This is a genomic window from Streptomyces sp. NPDC007856, assembly GCF_042868225.1.
In the GTDB taxonomy this organism is placed as follows: Bacteria; Actinomycetota; Actinomycetes; order Streptomycetales; family Streptomycetaceae; genus Streptomyces.
Map to the genome: position 1 here is coordinate 343,862 of NZ_JBIAEC010000003.1, position 17,055 is coordinate 360,916.

Genomic DNA, 17,055 nt, shown 5'->3' on the forward strand with positions numbered 1-17,055 from the left:
CATCAGGGAGTGATCAGGGTGCCGTCGGGGAGGTCACGGATGATGACGGAGGGACCGCGGCGGCACGCTGGTGACATGACGAAATCCGCTGCCGTTCGCCCCGGTTCCTCCCCTTCGCCTGACGTGGCTTCCTCCGCCTCCCCACCCTCCTCACCATCCTCAGTCTCATCCACCTCCGTCCGCCGTGTGGCCGCCATCGCGGGCGTCGCCGTCCTGGCCGGTACGGCGGCGGTGTGCGCACCTGGTGTGGCTTACGCGGCGCCTCGCGTCACCGCCGCCTCCGCGACCGACTTCGGCGACTGCCCGGCACTGCCCGACCGCGTCGACCCGAGGCGATGGAGATGCGAAGTGCATACGGCCGCCCCGCGGTTGACCCTCGGCAAGGTTGCGGTGAACCTCGCCCCGATCACCATGACGCATGCCGAAGGTCCGATGCCGGACGGCAGCAAGGGCCAGGTGTGGGGTGCGATGCACAGCTCCCCCACCGCTGTGCCGGGAGGACTGACCGGCACACCGGCGGGGGATCGCGCGGCCGTCCTGGGACTGGCGATACAGCCGGAGTACGGCGGGCGGTCCGACTTCTACACCGGGCGGTTCAGCCTCCGCTTCGGGCTCCTCGGCCCGTTGGTGCCGCGGGGCTGCACCATCGGCGCGGGCGAACCCGTCGACTTCCAGCTGAAGCGCTCCGGTCCCTCCAAGTGGGTCTCCCAGGACCCTCCGGTGATCGAGTTCTCTGCCTACGACGACACCTTCACCGCCCCGGCCGCCGAACACTGCGGACCCCTCACCGCACTCCTCAACCGCCGTCTCGGCCTGCCGGCGGCCGAAGGGAACCTGTTGTCGTACGACGCCTCGTATACCTTCAAGACCTACGACCAGCTCCCCGTCCGTGACGACGACAAGGAACAGAAAGGAGGGAACCTTTCGCGCTGACGCCGACTCCTGACCCGGCGACGCGGGCGCGACGGGGGACCGCACCGGCCCGATAGGGGTCAGGCATGGCACCGCACACCGACCGTCCAGACCGTCCACTGCCGAGGGACGAGCGTGCCGAGCACCGTCTGCTGGACGTGCGCTCCACCCGGATGCATCTCGCCGAGTACGGCGGCACCGGCACCCCGCTGCTGATGCTGCACGGCTTTCCGCAGCACTGGTACGCCTGGCACAAGGTCGCCGGGCAGCTGGCCGACGCATACCGGCGCGACGGATACCGGCTGCTCTGCCCGGACCTGCGCGGCTTCGGCTGGTCGCGGATCACGCCGGGCGGCTACGACATGGCCGGCCTGGCGGACGACGCGCTCGCGCTGCTCGACACCCTCGGGCTGGAGCGGGTCGGGCTGGTCGGGCACGACTGGGGAGCGCATCTCGGCTTCCGGCTGTGCCTGAGGGCGCCGGAGCGGTTCACCGGCTACCTCGCGCTGAACATGACCCACCCCTGGCCCCGGCACCGCGCGGTCCTGCCCAACCTGTGGCGGCTGTGGTACACCGCGTTCGTCGAGTACCCGGTGCTGGGGCGGGCAGTGCTGCGGTACTGGCCCGGCTTCACCCGCTTCCTGCTGCGCCACCAGGTCGCCGACCCGGCGGCCGTGTGGACGCAGGCGGAGATCGCCGAGTACGCCACCGCCACCTCGGAGAGCGCCCCCGCCGTCCAGTCCCTGTTCTGGCAGTACGTCCTGCACGACATCCCCGCGCTGCTACGGGGCACCGTGCGGCGGCAGCGGCTGACCGTGCCGACGCTGCTGCTCGGCGGGGAGCGGGACAACGTGGTCGTGCCGTCGATGCTGGCGGGCGCCGAGCCGTACGCCGACGAGCTGCGTGTGCGGCTGGTGCCGGGGACCGGTCACTTTATGGCCAGGGCGTTCCTGTCCTGGGCGGCCCGGACCAGTGCGGCGGCCGTGTCCCAGGGTGCCGTCCCGCCGTCGTCCTCCCCCTGGATGTCCATGGCCGGCTCAGTCCCGCGACCGCAGCGCGTTCAGCAGGGCCGCGCCCCGTTCGGCGTCGTCCACGCTCACGGCGAAGTCCGTGCGGCGGCCGCGGGGGCGTATGACCAGGCAGTCGCCGGCGCGGAGCATGACCGTCGTGCCGAGGCCGCTGAGGCGGTAGCCCCAGCCGCCGACCTGGGAGGGCTGCCGGTGCTCGGCGCGGGCCGACTCGACGGCGGTCGGCGACCAGTGGCGGGCGGGCCAGCCGAGCGGGCCGAACGACACCTCCAGGCCGGCTTCCGACACCTTGGCCTGGACGGAGGAGGAGAGGGCACCGGTGAGGGAGACGGTGGCGCAGACGACGCACAGCGGGACCAGCACGGTGGTACTGGCCAGACCGGCGACCAGTGCCACCAGCGCGCCGGCGGCGATCAGGCCGGTCAGTGCGGCCAGCAGCTGCAGCCAGGGGTTGGCCGTGCGGGAGAACCACACCAGCCGCTCGCCCTCGGGCAGGTTCAGCGCGGGGGTCGGGGCGGCCGGCGGGGTGGAGCCGGTGCGGGTGGTCAGCCACCAGGCCACCACCCCGGCGACCACCGCGAGAGCTAGGGGGAGCACTACTCCGAGCGCCGGTTCGCGGGCCTCGTGCCAGTCGGTGCGGTCCAGGTTCGCGCGGACGACGGAGGCCTGTGCGCCGACGAGCACCGCCGCCGTGGGCGCCAGGGCGATCGCCCGCCAGGGGCGTGCGGCCGGCCAGGAGCGGCGCCATCGCACGCTCAGCGCGAGGGCGATCAGCAGCCAGATGCCGGCCGGGAACGGGGAGGCCTGCCAGAGCGGCATCGAGCCGTCGGGGGCGGCACCCCCGCTCCAGTGGGTCGCCAACCGGTCGGGCAGCCGGCCGCGCGCGGCCCAGGGCAGGCCCGCGAGCAGCGCGGCGACGGCCACCGTGCATCCCGCGAGCGCCCAGCGCCCGGCGCGCCTTCGGGCACCCGTCCACTCGTATCCGCCGCGGTCCCGGTCGTATTCGTCCCGGGCCCGTTCGTCCCCGTCGGTCATGTCGTGGTCCCCCGGATCATCTCGATGAGGTCGGTGCGGCTGTAGCCGAGCCGGGATGCCTCCGCGACCAGCTCCCGCACTCTGATCTGCAGTCCGGAGCGCCGGGCCGCCCCTTCGGCGACGGTGATCCCGCGGCCGCGGCGGAACTCCAGCAGGCCCTCGTCCCGCAGTTCGCGCAGGCCGCGCAGGACGGTGTTGACGTTGATGTCCAGGGCCGTGGAGAGATCGCGGGCCGAGGGCAGCCGGTCGCCGGTGCGGCACTCGCCCTCGGCGATGGCCCGCCGGATCGCCGCCGCGACCTGCTCGTGCAGGGGGCGGGTGTCGGTCTTGTCCAGACGCAGCAACATGGTGCCAATGACACTAGCACCATCGGCTTCATTGTGCGCCCGGGCAGCGGAACGGGCCCGCCGCTGGCGTGCGACGGGCCCGTGGGTGTCCGGTGAGGTGTCAGCCGAGCTTGGCGAAGCCGTAGTCGAGGAGCTTCTTCGCGTCCGCCTCGCGCTGGGGGATGGAGGTGGAGGCGAGGACGGTGCCGATGATCGTCTTGTTGTTGCGGGTGGCGGCGAAGACCAGGCAGTAGCCGGCCTCCGGGCCGGAGCCCGTCTTCACACCGATGGTGCCGCTGTAGCTGCTGAGCAGACCGTTGGTGTTGGTCCACGGGGCCATCGTGCGGATGCTGCCCGTCTTGGTGATCGTCTTCGCGGTGTACGACTTCGTCTTGACGACCGCGCGGAACGTGGAGTTCTGCATCGCGCTGCTGGCGATTTTCGTGAGGTCGCGCGGCGTCGAGTAGTTGTTGCCGTTGCCGATGCCGTCGAAGGAGTCGAAGTGCGTGTTCGTGAGCTTGAGGCTCTTGGCGGCGGTGTTCATCTTGCTGATGAAGTTCGACACGCGCGCGGCGCGGGTGGTGCCGGTGCCGTACGTGTCGGCGAGCGCGTAGGCGGCGTCGCAGCCGGACGGCAGCATCAGGCCGTACAGCAGCTGGCGGACGGTGACCTTGTCACCGACGATGAGGTGCGCCTGGGAGGCGTTGTTCGCGACCACGTAGTCGCTGTACGCCTTCTGGATCGTCACCTTCTTGTCGAGGTTGAGGTTCGACTGCGCGAGCACGACCTTGGCGGTCATGATCTTGGTGGTGGAGCCGGTGGAAAGCCGGGTGTCCGCCGCCTTGGTGTAGAGCGTCGTACCGCTCACGTTGTTCATCACGTAGCCGCCCTTGGCCACGATCGTGGGCGTCGTGAGGGCCTGAGCGGGCGTCGCGGTGAGGGCACCGGTCGCGAGCAGCGCGCCGGAGGTGACGGCGACGGCGGTGGCTCTGCGGATGCGGGTGGTGCGGGTGCCCTTAATGCCGGTAATCAAAGTGATGTACCCCGATTGTCGTGAATGCCCCTGAAGTGCGGCCGAGTTGAGGTGGCAAGAGCAGAGGGCCGCACGTGTGAGACACGTAAGTAGCACAGAAGGTTGCGCGGTTGCTGTGTGCGATCTTCGTCACATCCACCGCCGCGTCCGCCGCCGCGTCCGGATGCTGGACGCCGCTGCCGCATGCGTACGTGTTGTATCTATCCTGTGGACATGGAGACGGCCGTACAACAGCACACCCGCCGAGACCCCAAGCCCCCGCCCGCCGCCGACCGCGTGTACGCCCACGTCAAGCAGGGCGTTCTCGACCGGCGCTACGAGGGCGGCACCCTGCTCACCGAAGGGGAGCTGGCCGAGGCCGTCGGGGTCTCGCGCACGCCTGTGCGGGAGGCGCTGCTGCGGCTGGAGGTCGAGGGCCTGATCCGGCTCTACCCGAAGAAGGGCGCGCTGGTGCTGCCGGTCTCCGCGCAGGAGATCGCGGACGTGGTGGAGACCCGCCAGCTGGTCGAGGAGCATGCCGCCCGCAAGGCCGTACCCGCCCCGCCCGGGCTGCTCGAGCGCCTGACCGAGCTGCTGGAGCTGCAGAAGGCGCAGGCCGCCGCCGGTGATCTGGCCGCGGCCGCGGTGACCGACCGCAACTTCCACGCCGAGATCGTGCGCAGCGGCGGCAACGAGATCCTGTCCCGGCTCTACGACCAATTGCGCGACCGGCAGCTGCGGATGGGCGTCGCCGTCATGCACTCCCATCCCGACCGGATCGCCAAGACGCTCGCCGAGCACGAGGAGATCCTGGACGCGCTGCGCGCCGGGGACGCGGAGGCGGCCGTCGGGGTCGTGCACCGGCATGTGAGCTGGTTCGAGCACCTCGCGCGGGGTGAGGTCCGATGAGCGCTCCGGCGCGCAACCTCACCCTTCCGGGTGATCCACCGGGCGGCCGACGCGCCGTCACCGTGTGGTCCATAGGCGTCGCCGTCTACTTCGTCGCGGTCATCTTCCGTACGTCACTGGGCGTGGCGGGGCTGGACGCGGCGGACCGCTTCCATGTGAACGCGTCCGCCCTGTCGACGTTCTCCATCCTCCAGCTGCTGGTCTACGCCGGTATGCAGATACCCGTCGGCCTGCTCGTCGACCGGCTCGGCACGAAGCGGGTGCTGAGCATCGGGGCGGTCCTCTTCACGGCCGGTCAGCTGGGCTTCGCCTTCTCGCCTTCGTACGGCACCGCCCTCGCCTCCCGTGCCCTGCTGGGCTGTGGTGACGCGATGACCTTCATCAGCGTGCTGCGGCTCGGCACCCGCTGGTTCCCGGCCCGGCGCGGGCCGCTGGTCGCGCAGCTCGCGGGGCTGGTCGGTATGGGGGGCAACCTGGTCTCCACACTGGTCCTCGCCCGGCTGCTGCACGGCATCGGCTGGACCCCGGCGTTCGCCGGCAGCGCGCTCGCGGGTGTCGTCGTCCTCGTGCTGACGCTGCTGTTCCTGAAGGACCATCCCGAGGGGTACGAGCCGGAGCCGGCGCCGCACCAGGGCGCGGCGTATGTGCGCCGGCAGATCGCGGCGGCCTGGCGGGAGCCGGGGACCCGCCTCGGACTGTGGGTGCACTTCACCACCCAGTTCCCGGCGATGGTGTTCCTGCTGCTGTGGGGCCTGCCGTTCCTGGTCCAGGCGCAGGGGCTCGGCCGGGCCACGGCCGGTGAGCTGCTGACCCTGGTCGTGCTGTCCAACATGGTGATCGGGCTGGTCTACGGCCAGATCATCGCCCGGCATCACGCGGCGCGGCTGCCGCTGGCGCTGGGCACGGTCGGGGCGACCGCGCTGCTGTGGGCCTCGACGCTGCTGTATCCCGGTGCGCATGCGCCGATGTGGCTGCTGGTGGTGCTGTGCACGGTGCTGGGGGCGTGCGGGCCCGCCTCGATGATCGGGTTCGACTTCGCGCGGCCGGCCAATCCGCCCGAGCGGCAGGGGACGGCGTCCGGTATCACCAACATGGGTGGTTTCATCGCCTCGATGACCACGTTGTTCGCGATCGGGGTGCTGCTGGACGCCACCGGGGACGACTACGCCGTGGCGTTCTCGGCGGTGTTCGTGCTGCAGGCGCTGGGCGTGTCCCAGATCCTGCGGCTGCGGGGGCGGGCGGCCCGGCGTGAACGTGAACGGCTGGTGGCGAGCCGGGTGGAGACGGTGCACGTTCCCGCATAGGTGCCCTGTGCCGGTGCGGGCCTCACCGGGGACTGCCGCCCTCAGCCCCCGCATCCACCGGCACTACGGCGTCACCGTGAAGTTGCGCAGGATCGCCGCCGTCAGGTCCGGATCGCCCTCGGTCTTCACCCGGTCGGCCACCGCCTCCGGGGTCACCCGGCCGCAGGCGAGGCGGACGTAGGTCTCCCAGTCGAGGGTGAGGGCGGCGGCGGGGCCGAGGGCCGGGGCGGTTTCCAGGGTGCCGCGGCCCTGGATGTCGACGCGGATGGTGCGCAGGAACTCCACCGGTCCGTGGACGTCGAAGACGATGGCCGAACTGCGCGGTGCGTCCGCGTCCTTCGCCACGACCTTGGGGAGTGCGTCCAGGAGCACGTCCCGGGTCACGTGCGCGCCCGGCGAGTCCAGGTTGCCGGGGCGGCCGAGGGCCGTACGCAGGTCCTGCTCGTGCACCCATACGTCGAAGGCGCGGGCGCGGTAGGCCTGTTCCACCGTGATCTCCGCGCCCAGCGGGCCGCGGACCGTGGTGCCCGGGTCACGCGACTCGTTGCGCAGCTGGCGGTTGCGGCGGATGACCGTGTACTCCAGCTCGGCCGTCATCTCCGGCGCCGTGTGGTGGCGGCGGACGTCGACCTGCACCTCCGTGTACCGCTGGTGCTCGGTGGTGACGTGGAAGAGGTCACGGGGGAGGGAGTGGATCGGGCGCGGGTCGCCGAGCATCTCGCAGTCCATGCCGATGACGTGCGACACGATGTCCCGGACCGACCAGCCGGGGCAGGGGGTCCGCCGGTTCCACTCGCCCTCCGCGAGCGACTGGACCATCTCGGATATCGCGTCGATGGAGTGCGTCCAGGCGTCGGCGTAGGGCTGGAGGGTGGGATGCAGACTCACGGAACGGGACCCCTCGGCGGTCGGTACACGGGCAGGTTGTGGCGGCGTTGCCAGCGGGCGGCGGCGGCACTCGGCGGGTGTCTGGGAGGCTAAGTTACGCTGCCCGCAGGCACCCCGGCAGTGCTTTCGTGTGACGATCGTAGGCCTGTGTGGACGACTCGAATGCCAGGACGGTGGTAGTGTGCGCGCCTCGCTGATCCAGATCGCCGTGAACGAGGACGAATCGGTCGACACCCGGCGGCAGCGGGTGGCCGCGCTGGTCCGGGAACAGGCCGGTGCCGACCTGGTGGTCCTGCCCGAGCTGTGGACCACCGGCGCCTTCGCCTACGAGGAGTTCGGCCGCGAGGCCGAGCCACTCGAAGGGCCGACGTACGAGACGATGGCCAAGGCCGCGAGTGACGCGGGTGTCTGGCTGCACGCGGGCTCGATTCCCGAGCGTGACCCTGACGGGCCCCTCTACAACACCTCTCTCGTCTTCTCCCCCTCCGGTGAGCTTGCCGCCGCCTACCGCAAGATCCATCGCTTCGGCTTCGACAAGGGCGAGGCCGTGCTGATGGGCGCCGGGCGGGACCTGGTGACGGTCCGGCTGCCCGGGACCACGCTCGGCGTGGCCACCTGCTACGACCTCCGTTTCCCCGAACTCTTCCGGTCACTGGTCGACGCCGGCGCCGAGACACTGGTGGTCCCGGCGGGCTGGCCCGAGCGGCGACGCGCGCACTGGACGCTGCTGGCTCAGGCGCGGGCGGTGGAGAACCAGGCGTTCGTGCTCGCCTGTGGAACGGCCGGGACGCACGCCGGAGTTCCGCAGGCGGGTCACTCGATCGTGGTGGATCCGTGGGGCGAGGTGCTCGCCGAGGCGGGCCCGCACGAGGAGGTCCTCACCGTCGACTTCGACCCGGCGAAGGTCGCCACCACCCGCGAGCAGTTCCCGGCGCTGAAGGACCGCGTGCTGGGCCTGGAACCGCCGCGCCGCTGAGGCCTCTCGGCCGGCCTCAGTCCCCTTCCCGCTCCTTCTGCGCGAGGTGGATCACACACACCGCCACCGCGATCAGCAGGGCCGGGTCCGCGTCCTCGCGCACGATGTCGACACCGTAGGTGTCGCGGAGGGTCAGCCGGCGGCGGGAGATCACGGCCAGGAGTTCGCCGTCGTACTCGATGGCGAACTCGTGGTCGAGGATCTTGCCGCTGACGTCCAGTTCGGTGCCGTCGACCAGGGACACCCGGTAGTGGTTGCGCAGCAGGGACAGCCGTTTGCGCTTGATGGTGGCCAGGCCCTCGCCGTCCCGCTCGATCACCATCGTGTCGCGCAGCGCCAGCATCTTCTGGTGGATGTCGATCAGCACGCGCCCGTGGGCGTCCTTCAGCTGGAAGGTGTCCCGCAGCCGCATGGCCTTGCCGTCGACGAGAAAGACCTTCCGGCCGTGCTCGTCCTCGATCCAGTAGTCGTCACCGATGCCGAGCAGCCGGTCGTGTACGAGGAGTCTCATGCGGGTACCGTTCCCCGCCGCGCGTTGATCATCACGGTCCCGCCAAGGGCGCCTGCCCGTTGCGCTCGGCACGGCCCTCCGGAGCGAGTCGCCTGCTGACCGCGCTCATCAGGACCTTCCGGACCGAGCCGCCCGCCGGTCGGACTCGCCAGGCCCCGTCGGCCCGAACCGCCTGCGGTACGCCGATGGGCTGAGCCCCGTCTCCCGGCGCAGCCGGGCCCGCAGGTTGGCCGCCGTACCCAGGCCGCAGCGGGCCGCGACGACGTCCAGGCGCTCCTCGCCGCGCTCGATCAGCCGGCAGGCCAGCGCCACCCGCTCCCCGGTGAGCCAGGCCAGCGGGGTCGTACCCAGCTGCGCGCGGAAGCGGCGGTGCAGGGTGGCGGGGCTGACGGCCGCGCGGGCGGCGAGGTCCGCCACGGTCAGCGGTTCGCCCAGCCGCTCCTGCGCCCAGGCCAACAGCGGGCCGAGCGACTCGTCGGGCACCTCGGGCACCGGCCGCTCCACGAACTGCCGCTGGCCGCCGTCGCGGTGGGCGGCGAAGACCAGGCGCCGGGAGACGGCGTTGGCGAGTTCGGCGCCGTGGTCGCGGCGCCAGAGGTGCAGCCCGAGGTCGAGCGCGGCCGCGCTGCCGGCGGCGGTGAGGATGTCGCCCTCGTCCACGAACAGGACGTCCGGCTCCAGCAGCACCTTGGGATGCAGGTCCCGGAAGGTGTCCGCCCACATCCAGTGGGTGGTGGCCCGGCGCCCGTCGAGCAGTCCGGACTCGGCGAGGGCGAAGCTGCCCGTGCAGAAGCTGACGATGCGCGCCCCGCGCGCGTGGCTGCGCCGGATGGCCTCCAGGACGTCGGCGCCGCGCGGTACGACGTTGTCGGGGCGTCCGGGGACGACGAGGGTGTCGGCCTCGTCCACCGCCTCCAGGCCGGGTACGCCGGTGAGGGTGAAGAAGCCGTGGTTCATCCGGATCCGCGGGCTGGGCGTGCACAGCGTGACCGTGTACAGCGGCCCCCGGTCGCCCAGTTCGGGCCGGGGCAGTCCGAACAGTTCGGTCGCGACACCGACCTCGAAGGGGTTGGTGCCCGCGTCCACGATCACGACGACCCGGTGCGGCGGCACGACCCGGTGCGGGGGCTGAGAGGATCCTTGCGGCATATGCGATTCCTAGCACTCGTGGGGTGGTACCGGAACCCCGCACGATGACCCCATGGAACCCATCTGCGAACCCATCGCCCTGGACAAGGCGTTCGCCTCCTTCACCGAGTGCTGGAGCCCGCGCATCGTCGCCGCCGTCAACGACTACGACGTTCGGATCGCCAAGTTCGAGGGCGAGCACGTCTGGCATGTGCACGAGAACACCGACGAGTTCTTCCTGGTCCTCGACGGCGAGGTGCACCTCGGTCTGCGCGAGCCGGCCGGTGAGCGCACGCTCGTGCTGACCAAGGGCTCGGTGTTCACCGTCCCGCGCGGCACCTATCACAAGCCGTCCGCGCCCCGCCGCGCCGAGGTCCTCCTCTTCGAGCCCACCGGCACGCTCTCGGTCGGCGACCGGCACGAGGAGGTCCCGGACCATGTGGATGTCACGACGGGCCGCGCGCTGACGTAGGCACGCGCCGAGTTCAGCGTTTGGGACGAGGAGCGCGGCTTCCGGGAGTACACGAGTGTCGTCCGTCCGTACCTGGATCCGCACACCGGCTGTCCCGTCTTCGTAGGTGAGGGAATCGTCACGGTGGAGGAGCGGCAGCGGATCGTCGCTGCGCTGGAGTCCAGGACCCGACTTCGGGGCGATGGTGTCAGACGTCCGGTCCGCGGGGCTGCTCATCTCCTTACTGGACTGCTGTTCTGCGCCGTCGACGGCTGCGGTACACGCATGAGCAAACGGCACCTCGTACGTGTGTCAGGGCGTGCGGCTGGGGCACACCTGCCCGGGAGCCAGGGCGATGGCCGCCCGTGTCGAGGAAGCGGTGGTCGACGCCTTCCTGCTGGGTGACCAGGGCTCCGGGCCGGGGGCGACGGTTCGATCCCGAGAAACGGCTTCGGATCGTCCGGGCGCGCGAAAGCCACGAGGAATAGCCTGGGCTCATGCGTGGTTGGTCTGGATCATGGCAAAGCACGCGCGCGTTCGGGCCCCCGAACTGATCGGCAAGGGTGGCTGGATCAATACGGGTGACAAGGAGCTCGGTCTCGCTGAGCTCCGAGGACGCATCGTAATTGTTGATTTTTGGACATTTTGTTGCGTGAACTGCCTTCACGTCCTGGACGAGCTGCGCGAGCTGGAGGAGAAGCACCGGGACACGGTGGTGATCATCGGTGTGCACTCCCCGAAGTTCGTGCACGAGGCCGAGCACCAGGCGGTCGTGGACGCCGTGGAGCGGTACGGGGTCGAACATCCGGTGCTGGACGATCCCGAGCTCGCCACCTGGAAGCAGTACGCGGTGCGCGCCTGGCCGACCCTCGTCGTGATCGACCCGGAGGGGTACGTCGTCGCCCAGCACGCGGGCGAGGGGCACGCGCACGCCATCGAGCGGCTGGTCGAGGAGCTGGAGGCGGAGCACGAGGCGAAGGGCACCCTGCGCCGCGGCGACGGGCCGTACGTGGCGCCGGAGCCCGAGCCGACGACCCTGCGCTTCCCCGGCAAGGCCCTGCTGCTTCCGTCCGGGCACTTCCTGGTCAGCGACACCACCCGGCACCAGCTGGTGGAGCTGGCCGAGGACGCCGAGACCGTCGTACGCCGTATCGGCTCCGGCACGCGCGGCTTCGCGGACGGCGGTCCGGAGGAGGCCGCCTTCAACGAGCCGCAGGGCCTGGCGTTGCTGGAGGACGGAGCGGTGGTGGTGGCCGACACCGTCAACCACGCCCTGCGCCGTCTCGATCTGGCCACGGGCGCGGTGACCACCCTGGCCGGCACCGGAAGGCAGTGGTGGCAGGGGTCCGCCACCTCCGGTCCGGCCCGCGAGGTCGACCTCTCCTCGCCCTGGGACGTGGCGGTGTTCGGCGGCCGGGTGTGGATCGCGATGGCGGGCGTCCACCAGTTGTGGACGTACGACCCTGTGGCGGGCACGGTCGCCGTGGCGGCGGGCACCACCAACGAGGGTCTGGTCGACGGGCCCGGGGCGGAGGCCTGGTTCGCCCAGCCCTCCGGTCTCGCGGCGACCGCCGAGCGGCTGTGGCTCGCCGACTCCGAGACGAGCGCCCTGCGCTGGGTGGACCTCGACGGGCATGTCCACACGGCGGTCGGCACCGGCCTGTTCGACTTCGGCCACCGGGACGGCGCGGCCGGCCAGGCCCTGTTCCAGCACCCGCTGGGCGTCACCGCCCTGCCCGACGGCTCGGTGGCGGTCGCCGACACCTACAACCACGCCCTGCGCCGCTACGACCCGGCGACCGGCGAGGTCACCACGCTGGCCACCGACCTGCGCGAGCCCAGCGACGCCGTGCTCGTGGGTGAGGACATCGTGGTCGTGGAGTCGGCCCGGCACCGGCTGACCCGGCTGCGGCTGCCCGAGGAGGCGGTGCGGGTGGAGTCGGTCGCCCACCGCACCCGGCGCGCGGCGACCGAAGTCGCCCCCGGCAGACTCCGGCTGGACGTCGTCTTCCAGGCCCCCGCGGGTCAGAAGCTGGACACCAGATACGGTCCCTCGACGCGTCTGCTGGTCTCCTCGACCCCGCCCGAGTTGCTGCTCAAGGGCGAGGGAGCGGACCCGGACCTGAGCCGTGACCTGGAGCTGAACCCGGAGGTCACGGAGGGCGTCCTGCATGTCTCGGCGATGGCCGCGAGCTGCGACGACGATCCTGCGAACGAGTACCCGGCCTGCCATGTCCACCAGCAGGACTGGGGGGTCCCGGTCCGTCTCACCGAGGGCGCGCCGGACCGCCTGCCGCTCGTCCTCGCGGGGATGGACGAGCAGTAGGCAGGCGCACTCGTCGGATCAGGCGCTCGCGTCAGACGCCGTACCCGTCGGTGTAGCCGTCGTCGCGGTAGTGGTGGTGATGGTGCGGGTCCTCCTCCACCACCGGTGCCGACGGGACCACGACCCGCCGGCGCCGTGCGATGCCGCTGAACGTGGCGACGCCGATCAGGCCCACGGCCATCAGGATCACGCCGACGACGTCGAGGTTGACGCCGCGCATGTGCCAGTCGGTCGCGAATGTGAGGATGGCTCCCACGGCTATGAGGATGATGCATCCGCCGAGCCCCATGAGACCTCGCCTCCCCTTCCGGTACCGGAATCTCCGGTATCGGCCGGGTACCCGGCGAGGTCCCGGCTAGCCCTCCAGAAAGGCAGTCAGGGCGTTCGCCAGCAGGAACGGATCGTCGGCACCGCACAGTTCGCGGACGCTGTGCATGGAGAGGACCGCGACGCCGATGTCGACCGTGCGGATGCCGTGGCGGGCCGCGGTGATGGGGCCGATCGTCGTGCCGCACGGCATGGAGTTGTTGGAGACGAACGACTGGAAGGGCACGTCCGCCTTCTCGCAGGCCGCCGCGAAGATCGCCCGGCCCGAACCGTCCGTGGCGTAGCGGTTGTTGACGTTGACCTTGAGGATCGGGCCGCCGTTGACCCGCGGGTGGTGCGTGGGGTCGTGCCGCTCGGCGTAGTTGGGGTGCACGGCGTGGCCGGTGTCGGAGGACAGGCACACCGTGCCGGCGAAGGCCCGGGCCCGGTCCTCGTACGAGCCGCCGCGGGCGAAGACCGAGCGCTCCAGCACGCTGCCGAGCAGCGGGCCGTCCGCGCCGGTGTCCGACTGGGAGCCGTTCTCCTCGTGGTCGAAGGCGGCCAGCACGGGGATGCGGGTGAGCGGGGCGCCGGAGGCCGCGGCCGAGACGAGTGCGGCCGTGGCCGCGTGCACCGACAGCAGGTTGTCCATGCGCGGGCCGGCGACCAGCTCCCGGTCCCGGCCGAGGTAGGCGGGGGCCTCCACCGGGTGCGTCATCAGGTCCCAGCCGGTGGCCGAGCCGGCCGGGAGTCCCGCCTCCTGCTCCAGGAAGGCGATCAGATCGCCGTCGCGCACATCGTCGCCGAGGCCCCAGACCGGCTGCAGATGACGCTGCTTGTCGAGCTTGAGCCCCTCGGAGCTGACCGAGCGGTCCAGGTGGATGGCCAGTTGGGGCACGCGCAGCAGCGGCCGGTCCACGTTGACCAGGACCGTGGAGCCGTCCCGCAGGCTCAGCCGGCCGGCCAGGCCCAGGTCGCGGTCCAGCCAGGAGTTCATCAGCGGGCCGCCGTAGATCTCGACGGCGACCTGACGCCAGCCGTGCGCCCCGCTGTCCGGCCGCGGTTTGACGCGGAGGTTCGGGGAGTCGGTGTGCGCGCCGACGATGTGGAACGGCGTGTGCGGCTCGGCGCCCTCGGGGACGTACCAGGCGATGATCGCGCCGCCGCGCAGCACGAACCTGCCGCCGCTCGCCGAGTCCCATGCGTCCGTCTCGGCGACCTGCCGGAAGCCCGCCTTCTCCAGCCGCTCGGCGGTGTTCGCCACGGCGTGGTACGGCGTCGGGCTCGCCGCCAGGAAGGACATCAGGTCGTCGGTGTGGCCGCGGTCGAAGCGGGCTGGTGCGCTCATGGGTTCACCTTAACGACGTGCACGGGCCCGCTCCCGGAAAGGGAGCGGGCCCGCACAGGGAATCCGCAGGAATCCGCAAGTACCTCAAGAACGCGGCCTGGTCCTAGAACGCGGCCTCGTCCAGCTCCATCAGGTCCAGCTCGACACCCGAGGCGACCTTGCGGGCGAGGGTGACGCCCGGCAGGACGTTCGCCGCGAAGAACTTCGCCGCGGCGATCTTGCCGGTGTAGAACGCCTGGTCCTTGGCGGAGGCCGTGGCCAGCTTCTCGGCGGCGATCGCGGCGCCCTTCAGCAGCAGGTAGCCGACGACGACGTCACCGGAGGCCATGAGCAGCCGAGTGGTGTTCAGGCCCACCTTGTAGATGTTCTTGGTGTCCTGCTCGGTGGCGGCGAGGTCGGTCAGCATCAGGCCGACGATCGCCTCCAGCTCCACGGCCGCCTTGGCCAGGTGCTCACGGGCGCCGGCCAGCTCGTCGCCGCCGGTGCCGAGCGCCAGGAACTTCTTGATGTCCTCGGCGAGGGAGTTCAGCGCGGCGCCCTGGTTGCGGACGATCTTCCGGAAGAAGAAGTCCTGGCCCTGGATCGCGGTGGTGCCCTCGTAGAGGGTGTCGATCTTGGAGTCCCGGATGTACTGCTCGATCGGGTACTCCTGCAGGAAGCCGGAGCCGCCGAAGGTCTGCAGCGACTGGGCGAGCTGCTCGTAGCCCTTCTCGGAGCCGTAGCCCTTGACGATCGGCAGCAGCAGGTCGTTCAGCGCGTGCTCGGCGGAGGCGTCCTCGCCGGCCGCCTCCTTGAGCTGGATCGCGTCCTGGACGGAGGCGGTGTACAGCACCAGGGCGCGCATGCCCTCCGCGTACGCCTTCTGCGTCATCAGCGAGCGGCGCACGTCCGGGTGGTGGGTGATGGTGACCTTGGGCGCGGCCTTGTCCATGAACTGCGCGAGGTCGGGACCCTGGACGCGCTCCTTGGCGTACTCCAGCGCGTTCAGGTAGCCGGTGGACAGCGTGGAGATCGCCTTCGTGCCGACCATCATGCGGGCGAACTCGATGATGCGGAACATCTGGCGGATGCCGTCGTGCTTGTCGCCGATGAGCCAGCCCTTGGCGGGGTGCTGGTCGCCGAAGGTCATCTCGCAGGTGTTGGAGGCCTTCAGGCCCATCTTGTGCTCGACGTTGGTGGCGTAGACGCCGTTGCGCTCGCCCAGCTCGCCGGTCTCGAAGTCGAACTCGTACTTCGGCACGAGGAAGAGGGAGAGCCCCTTGGTGCCCGGACCGGCGCCCTCGGGACGCGCGAGCACGTAGTGGAGGATGTTCTCGGACATGTCGTGCTCACCGGAGGTGATGAAGCGCTTCACGCCCTCGATGTGCCAGGAGCCGTCCTCCTGCTGGATCGCCCTGGTACGGCCGGCGCCCACGTCGGAGCCCGCGTCGGGCTCGGTGAGCACCATCGTGGAGCCCCACTGCTTCTCCACGGCGATCTTGGCTATGTGCTTCTGGACCTCGTTGCCCTCCTCGAAGAGGATGCCGGCGAACGCCGGGCCCGAGGAGTACATCCACACGGCCGGGTTGGCGCCCAGGATCAGCTCGGCGTAGGCCCAGATCAGGGAGCGCGGCGAGGTGGTGCCGCCGATCTCCTCGGGCAGGCCGAGCCGCCAGTACTCGGAGTCCATGAAGGCCTGGTAGCTCTTCTTGAAGGACGCCGGGACCGGCGCGGTGTTGGACTCGGGGTCGAAGACCGGCGGGTTGCGGTCGGCGTCGGCGAAGGACTCGGCCAGCTCGTTCTCGGAGAGGCGGGTCATCTCCTCCAGGATGCTCTTCGCGGTGTCGACGTCCATCTCCTCGAACGGGCCGGTGCCGTACACCTTGTCGCGCCCCAGTACTTCGAAGAGGTTGAACTCGATGTCGCGGAGATTCGACTTGTAGTGCCCCATGGCGACGGCTCCGTAGAGGGATCGGCGAGGCACTGACTCCTCGCACCTAGTTCACGTACCAACAAGTGGCCACGATGATGCTACCCGTCGGTAATAAGAAGCAACCCCTGCCGGGCCAAGTGTGAGAAGGGTCTACTCCGGCGTGTCCTCCGGCCCGTCCGTGAGCAGGGCCGCCCAGTGCTCCGCATGCTCGGCGAAAGCAAGGTGACCGCCTGGTATCCCCGCCGGCCGGGCTCCCGGGCCACCAGCTCCACGTGCTCCGGTGTCCCCTCCGGCACCGCCGCCCCCTCTCCTTCACCGCCGCCTCCAGTTCCTCCGGGGTCATCGCCTCCAGTGCGGCCGGACTCAGCGCGTGGGCGAACAGGAACCCCCCGGCCGGCGAGTAGCCGGACGCGCCGAACCGATCGATGCCCTCCGCGTCGGCGACCGCCACCAACTGGTCCGCCAGGTCGTCCAGTTCGGGCGGCCTGGTGGCGCGCGGGGTGCTGCCCGCGTCCGGATGGTCGGTGCCGATCAAATCGTGTACCGCGCGCGAGGAGCAGGGCGGGGCGGGACGTGCTGTCGGGCATGAGGCCCCCGGCACGGAACCTGACAGGATTGTCTAGCGATAGCTACATAATTTCTCCCGGACGCCACCGTGCCGCTCCCGCTCGGTACGCTTGCGC

At 70.9% G+C, this 17,055-nt stretch carries 15 protein-coding genes and 1 pseudogene; 7 read left to right on the forward strand and 9 right to left on the reverse strand.

Annotated elements, in window-relative coordinates; translation table 11 throughout:
• Positions 1-186 precede the first annotated feature (186 nt).
• Both ACFYOH_RS09635 and ACFYOH_RS09640 read left to right on the forward strand, forming a co-directional pair.
• Positions 187-933, forward strand: coding sequence for a hypothetical protein (locus ACFYOH_RS09635; protein WP_388622968.1), 747 nt, complete (start codon positions 187-189; stop codon positions 931-933).
• A 194-nt stretch (positions 934-1,127) separates the two neighbouring features.
• Positions 1,128-1,790 (forward strand): annotated as a pseudogene (locus tag ACFYOH_RS09640) (alpha/beta fold hydrolase); the annotation flags it as partial.
• A 159-nt stretch (positions 1,791-1,949) separates the two neighbouring features.
• On the opposite strand, the gene ACFYOH_RS09645 reads toward ACFYOH_RS09640, so the two are convergent.
• From ACFYOH_RS09645 to ACFYOH_RS09655, 3 genes are all read right to left on the reverse strand, one after another.
• Positions 1,950-2,975, reverse strand: coding sequence for a DUF1648 domain-containing protein (locus ACFYOH_RS09645; protein ID WP_388622971.1), 1,026 nt, complete (start codon positions 2,973-2,975; stop codon positions 1,950-1,952).
• On the reverse strand, positions 2,972-3,322 hold the full coding sequence (locus ACFYOH_RS09650) for a GntR family transcriptional regulator (RefSeq protein ID WP_388622974.1): 351 nt from the start codon (positions 3,320-3,322) through the stop codon (positions 2,972-2,974). Before ACFYOH_RS09650 ends, ACFYOH_RS09645 begins: the two co-directional genes overlap by 4 nt.
• Positions 3,323-3,422: 100 nt before the next feature.
• Complete coding sequence (locus ACFYOH_RS09655; RefSeq protein ID WP_388622977.1) at positions 3,423-4,334, reverse strand: D-alanyl-D-alanine carboxypeptidase family protein; 912 nt, start codon at positions 4,332-4,334, stop codon at positions 3,423-3,425.
• 213 nt (positions 4,335-4,547) lie between these two features.
• On the opposite strand from ACFYOH_RS09655, the gene ACFYOH_RS09660 reads away from it, so the two are divergent.
• Both ACFYOH_RS09660 and ACFYOH_RS09665 read left to right on the forward strand, forming a co-directional pair.
• Positions 4,548-5,222: a GntR family transcriptional regulator gene (locus tag ACFYOH_RS09660; RefSeq protein WP_388622980.1), complete on the forward strand. Its 675-nt coding sequence runs from the start codon at positions 4,548-4,550 to the stop codon at positions 5,220-5,222.
• A complete protein-coding gene (locus ACFYOH_RS09665; protein WP_388622983.1) occupies positions 5,219-6,526 on the forward strand; it encodes a nitrate/nitrite transporter in 1,308 nt (435 codons plus the stop codon). Before ACFYOH_RS09660 ends, ACFYOH_RS09665 begins: the two co-directional genes overlap by 4 nt.
• A 63-nt stretch (positions 6,527-6,589) precedes the next feature.
• Here the strand turns inward: ACFYOH_RS09665 and ACFYOH_RS09670 are convergent, their stop codons facing one another.
• A complete protein-coding gene (locus ACFYOH_RS09670) occupies positions 6,590-7,414 on the reverse strand; it encodes a maleylpyruvate isomerase family mycothiol-dependent enzyme (protein ID WP_388622986.1) in 825 nt (274 codons plus the stop codon).
• Positions 7,415-7,595: 181 nt separating this feature from the next.
• On the opposite strand from ACFYOH_RS09670, the gene ACFYOH_RS09675 reads away from it, so the two are divergent.
• Positions 7,596-8,390 carry a carbon-nitrogen family hydrolase gene (locus ACFYOH_RS09675; protein WP_388622988.1) on the forward strand — a complete coding sequence of 265 codons (795 nt, stop codon included), beginning with the start codon at positions 7,596-7,598 and terminating at the stop codon, positions 8,388-8,390.
• Between the two features lie 16 nt (positions 8,391-8,406).
• Here ACFYOH_RS09675 and ACFYOH_RS09680 read toward each other — a convergent pair whose 3' ends face one another.
• Positions 8,407-8,901 (reverse strand): LURP-one-related/scramblase family protein, encoded by a 495-nt coding sequence (locus ACFYOH_RS09680; RefSeq protein WP_388622991.1) that lies wholly within the window; start codon positions 8,899-8,901, stop codon positions 8,407-8,409.
• Between the two features lie 108 nt (positions 8,902-9,009).
• Complete coding sequence (locus tag ACFYOH_RS09685; protein ID WP_388622994.1) at positions 9,010-10,050, reverse strand: helix-turn-helix domain-containing protein; 1,041 nt, start codon at positions 10,048-10,050, stop codon at positions 9,010-9,012.
• Between the two features lie 52 nt (positions 10,051-10,102).
• Here ACFYOH_RS09685 and ACFYOH_RS09690 point away from each other — a divergent pair, with 52 nt between their 5' ends.
• On the forward strand, positions 10,103-10,501 hold the full coding sequence (locus ACFYOH_RS09690; RefSeq protein ID WP_388622997.1) for a cupin domain-containing protein: 399 nt from the start codon (positions 10,103-10,105) through the stop codon (positions 10,499-10,501).
• A 496-nt stretch (positions 10,502-10,997) separates the two neighbouring features.
• Complete coding sequence (locus ACFYOH_RS09695; protein ID WP_388623858.1) at positions 10,998-12,806, forward strand: NHL domain-containing thioredoxin family protein; 1,809 nt, start codon at positions 10,998-11,000, stop codon at positions 12,804-12,806.
• A 31-nt stretch (positions 12,807-12,837) separates the two neighbouring features.
• Here ACFYOH_RS09695 and ACFYOH_RS09700 read toward each other — a convergent pair whose 3' ends face one another.
• From ACFYOH_RS09700 to ACFYOH_RS09710, 3 genes are all read right to left on the reverse strand, one after another.
• Positions 12,838-13,095 carry a DUF6458 family protein gene (locus ACFYOH_RS09700; protein WP_388623000.1) on the reverse strand — a complete coding sequence of 86 codons (258 nt, stop codon included), beginning with the start codon at positions 13,093-13,095 and terminating at the stop codon, positions 12,838-12,840.
• Positions 13,096-13,161: 66 nt separating this feature from the next.
• Positions 13,162-14,460, reverse strand: coding sequence for a M18 family aminopeptidase (locus tag ACFYOH_RS09705; protein WP_388623003.1), 1,299 nt, complete (start codon positions 14,458-14,460; stop codon positions 13,162-13,164).
• A gap of 103 nt (positions 14,461-14,563) precedes the next feature.
• Positions 14,564-16,390, reverse strand: a complete 1,827-nt coding sequence (locus ACFYOH_RS09710) for an acyl-CoA dehydrogenase (RefSeq protein WP_388623861.1) — start codon at positions 16,388-16,390, stop codon at positions 14,564-14,566.
• Between the last annotated feature and the right edge of the window lie 665 nt (positions 16,391-17,055).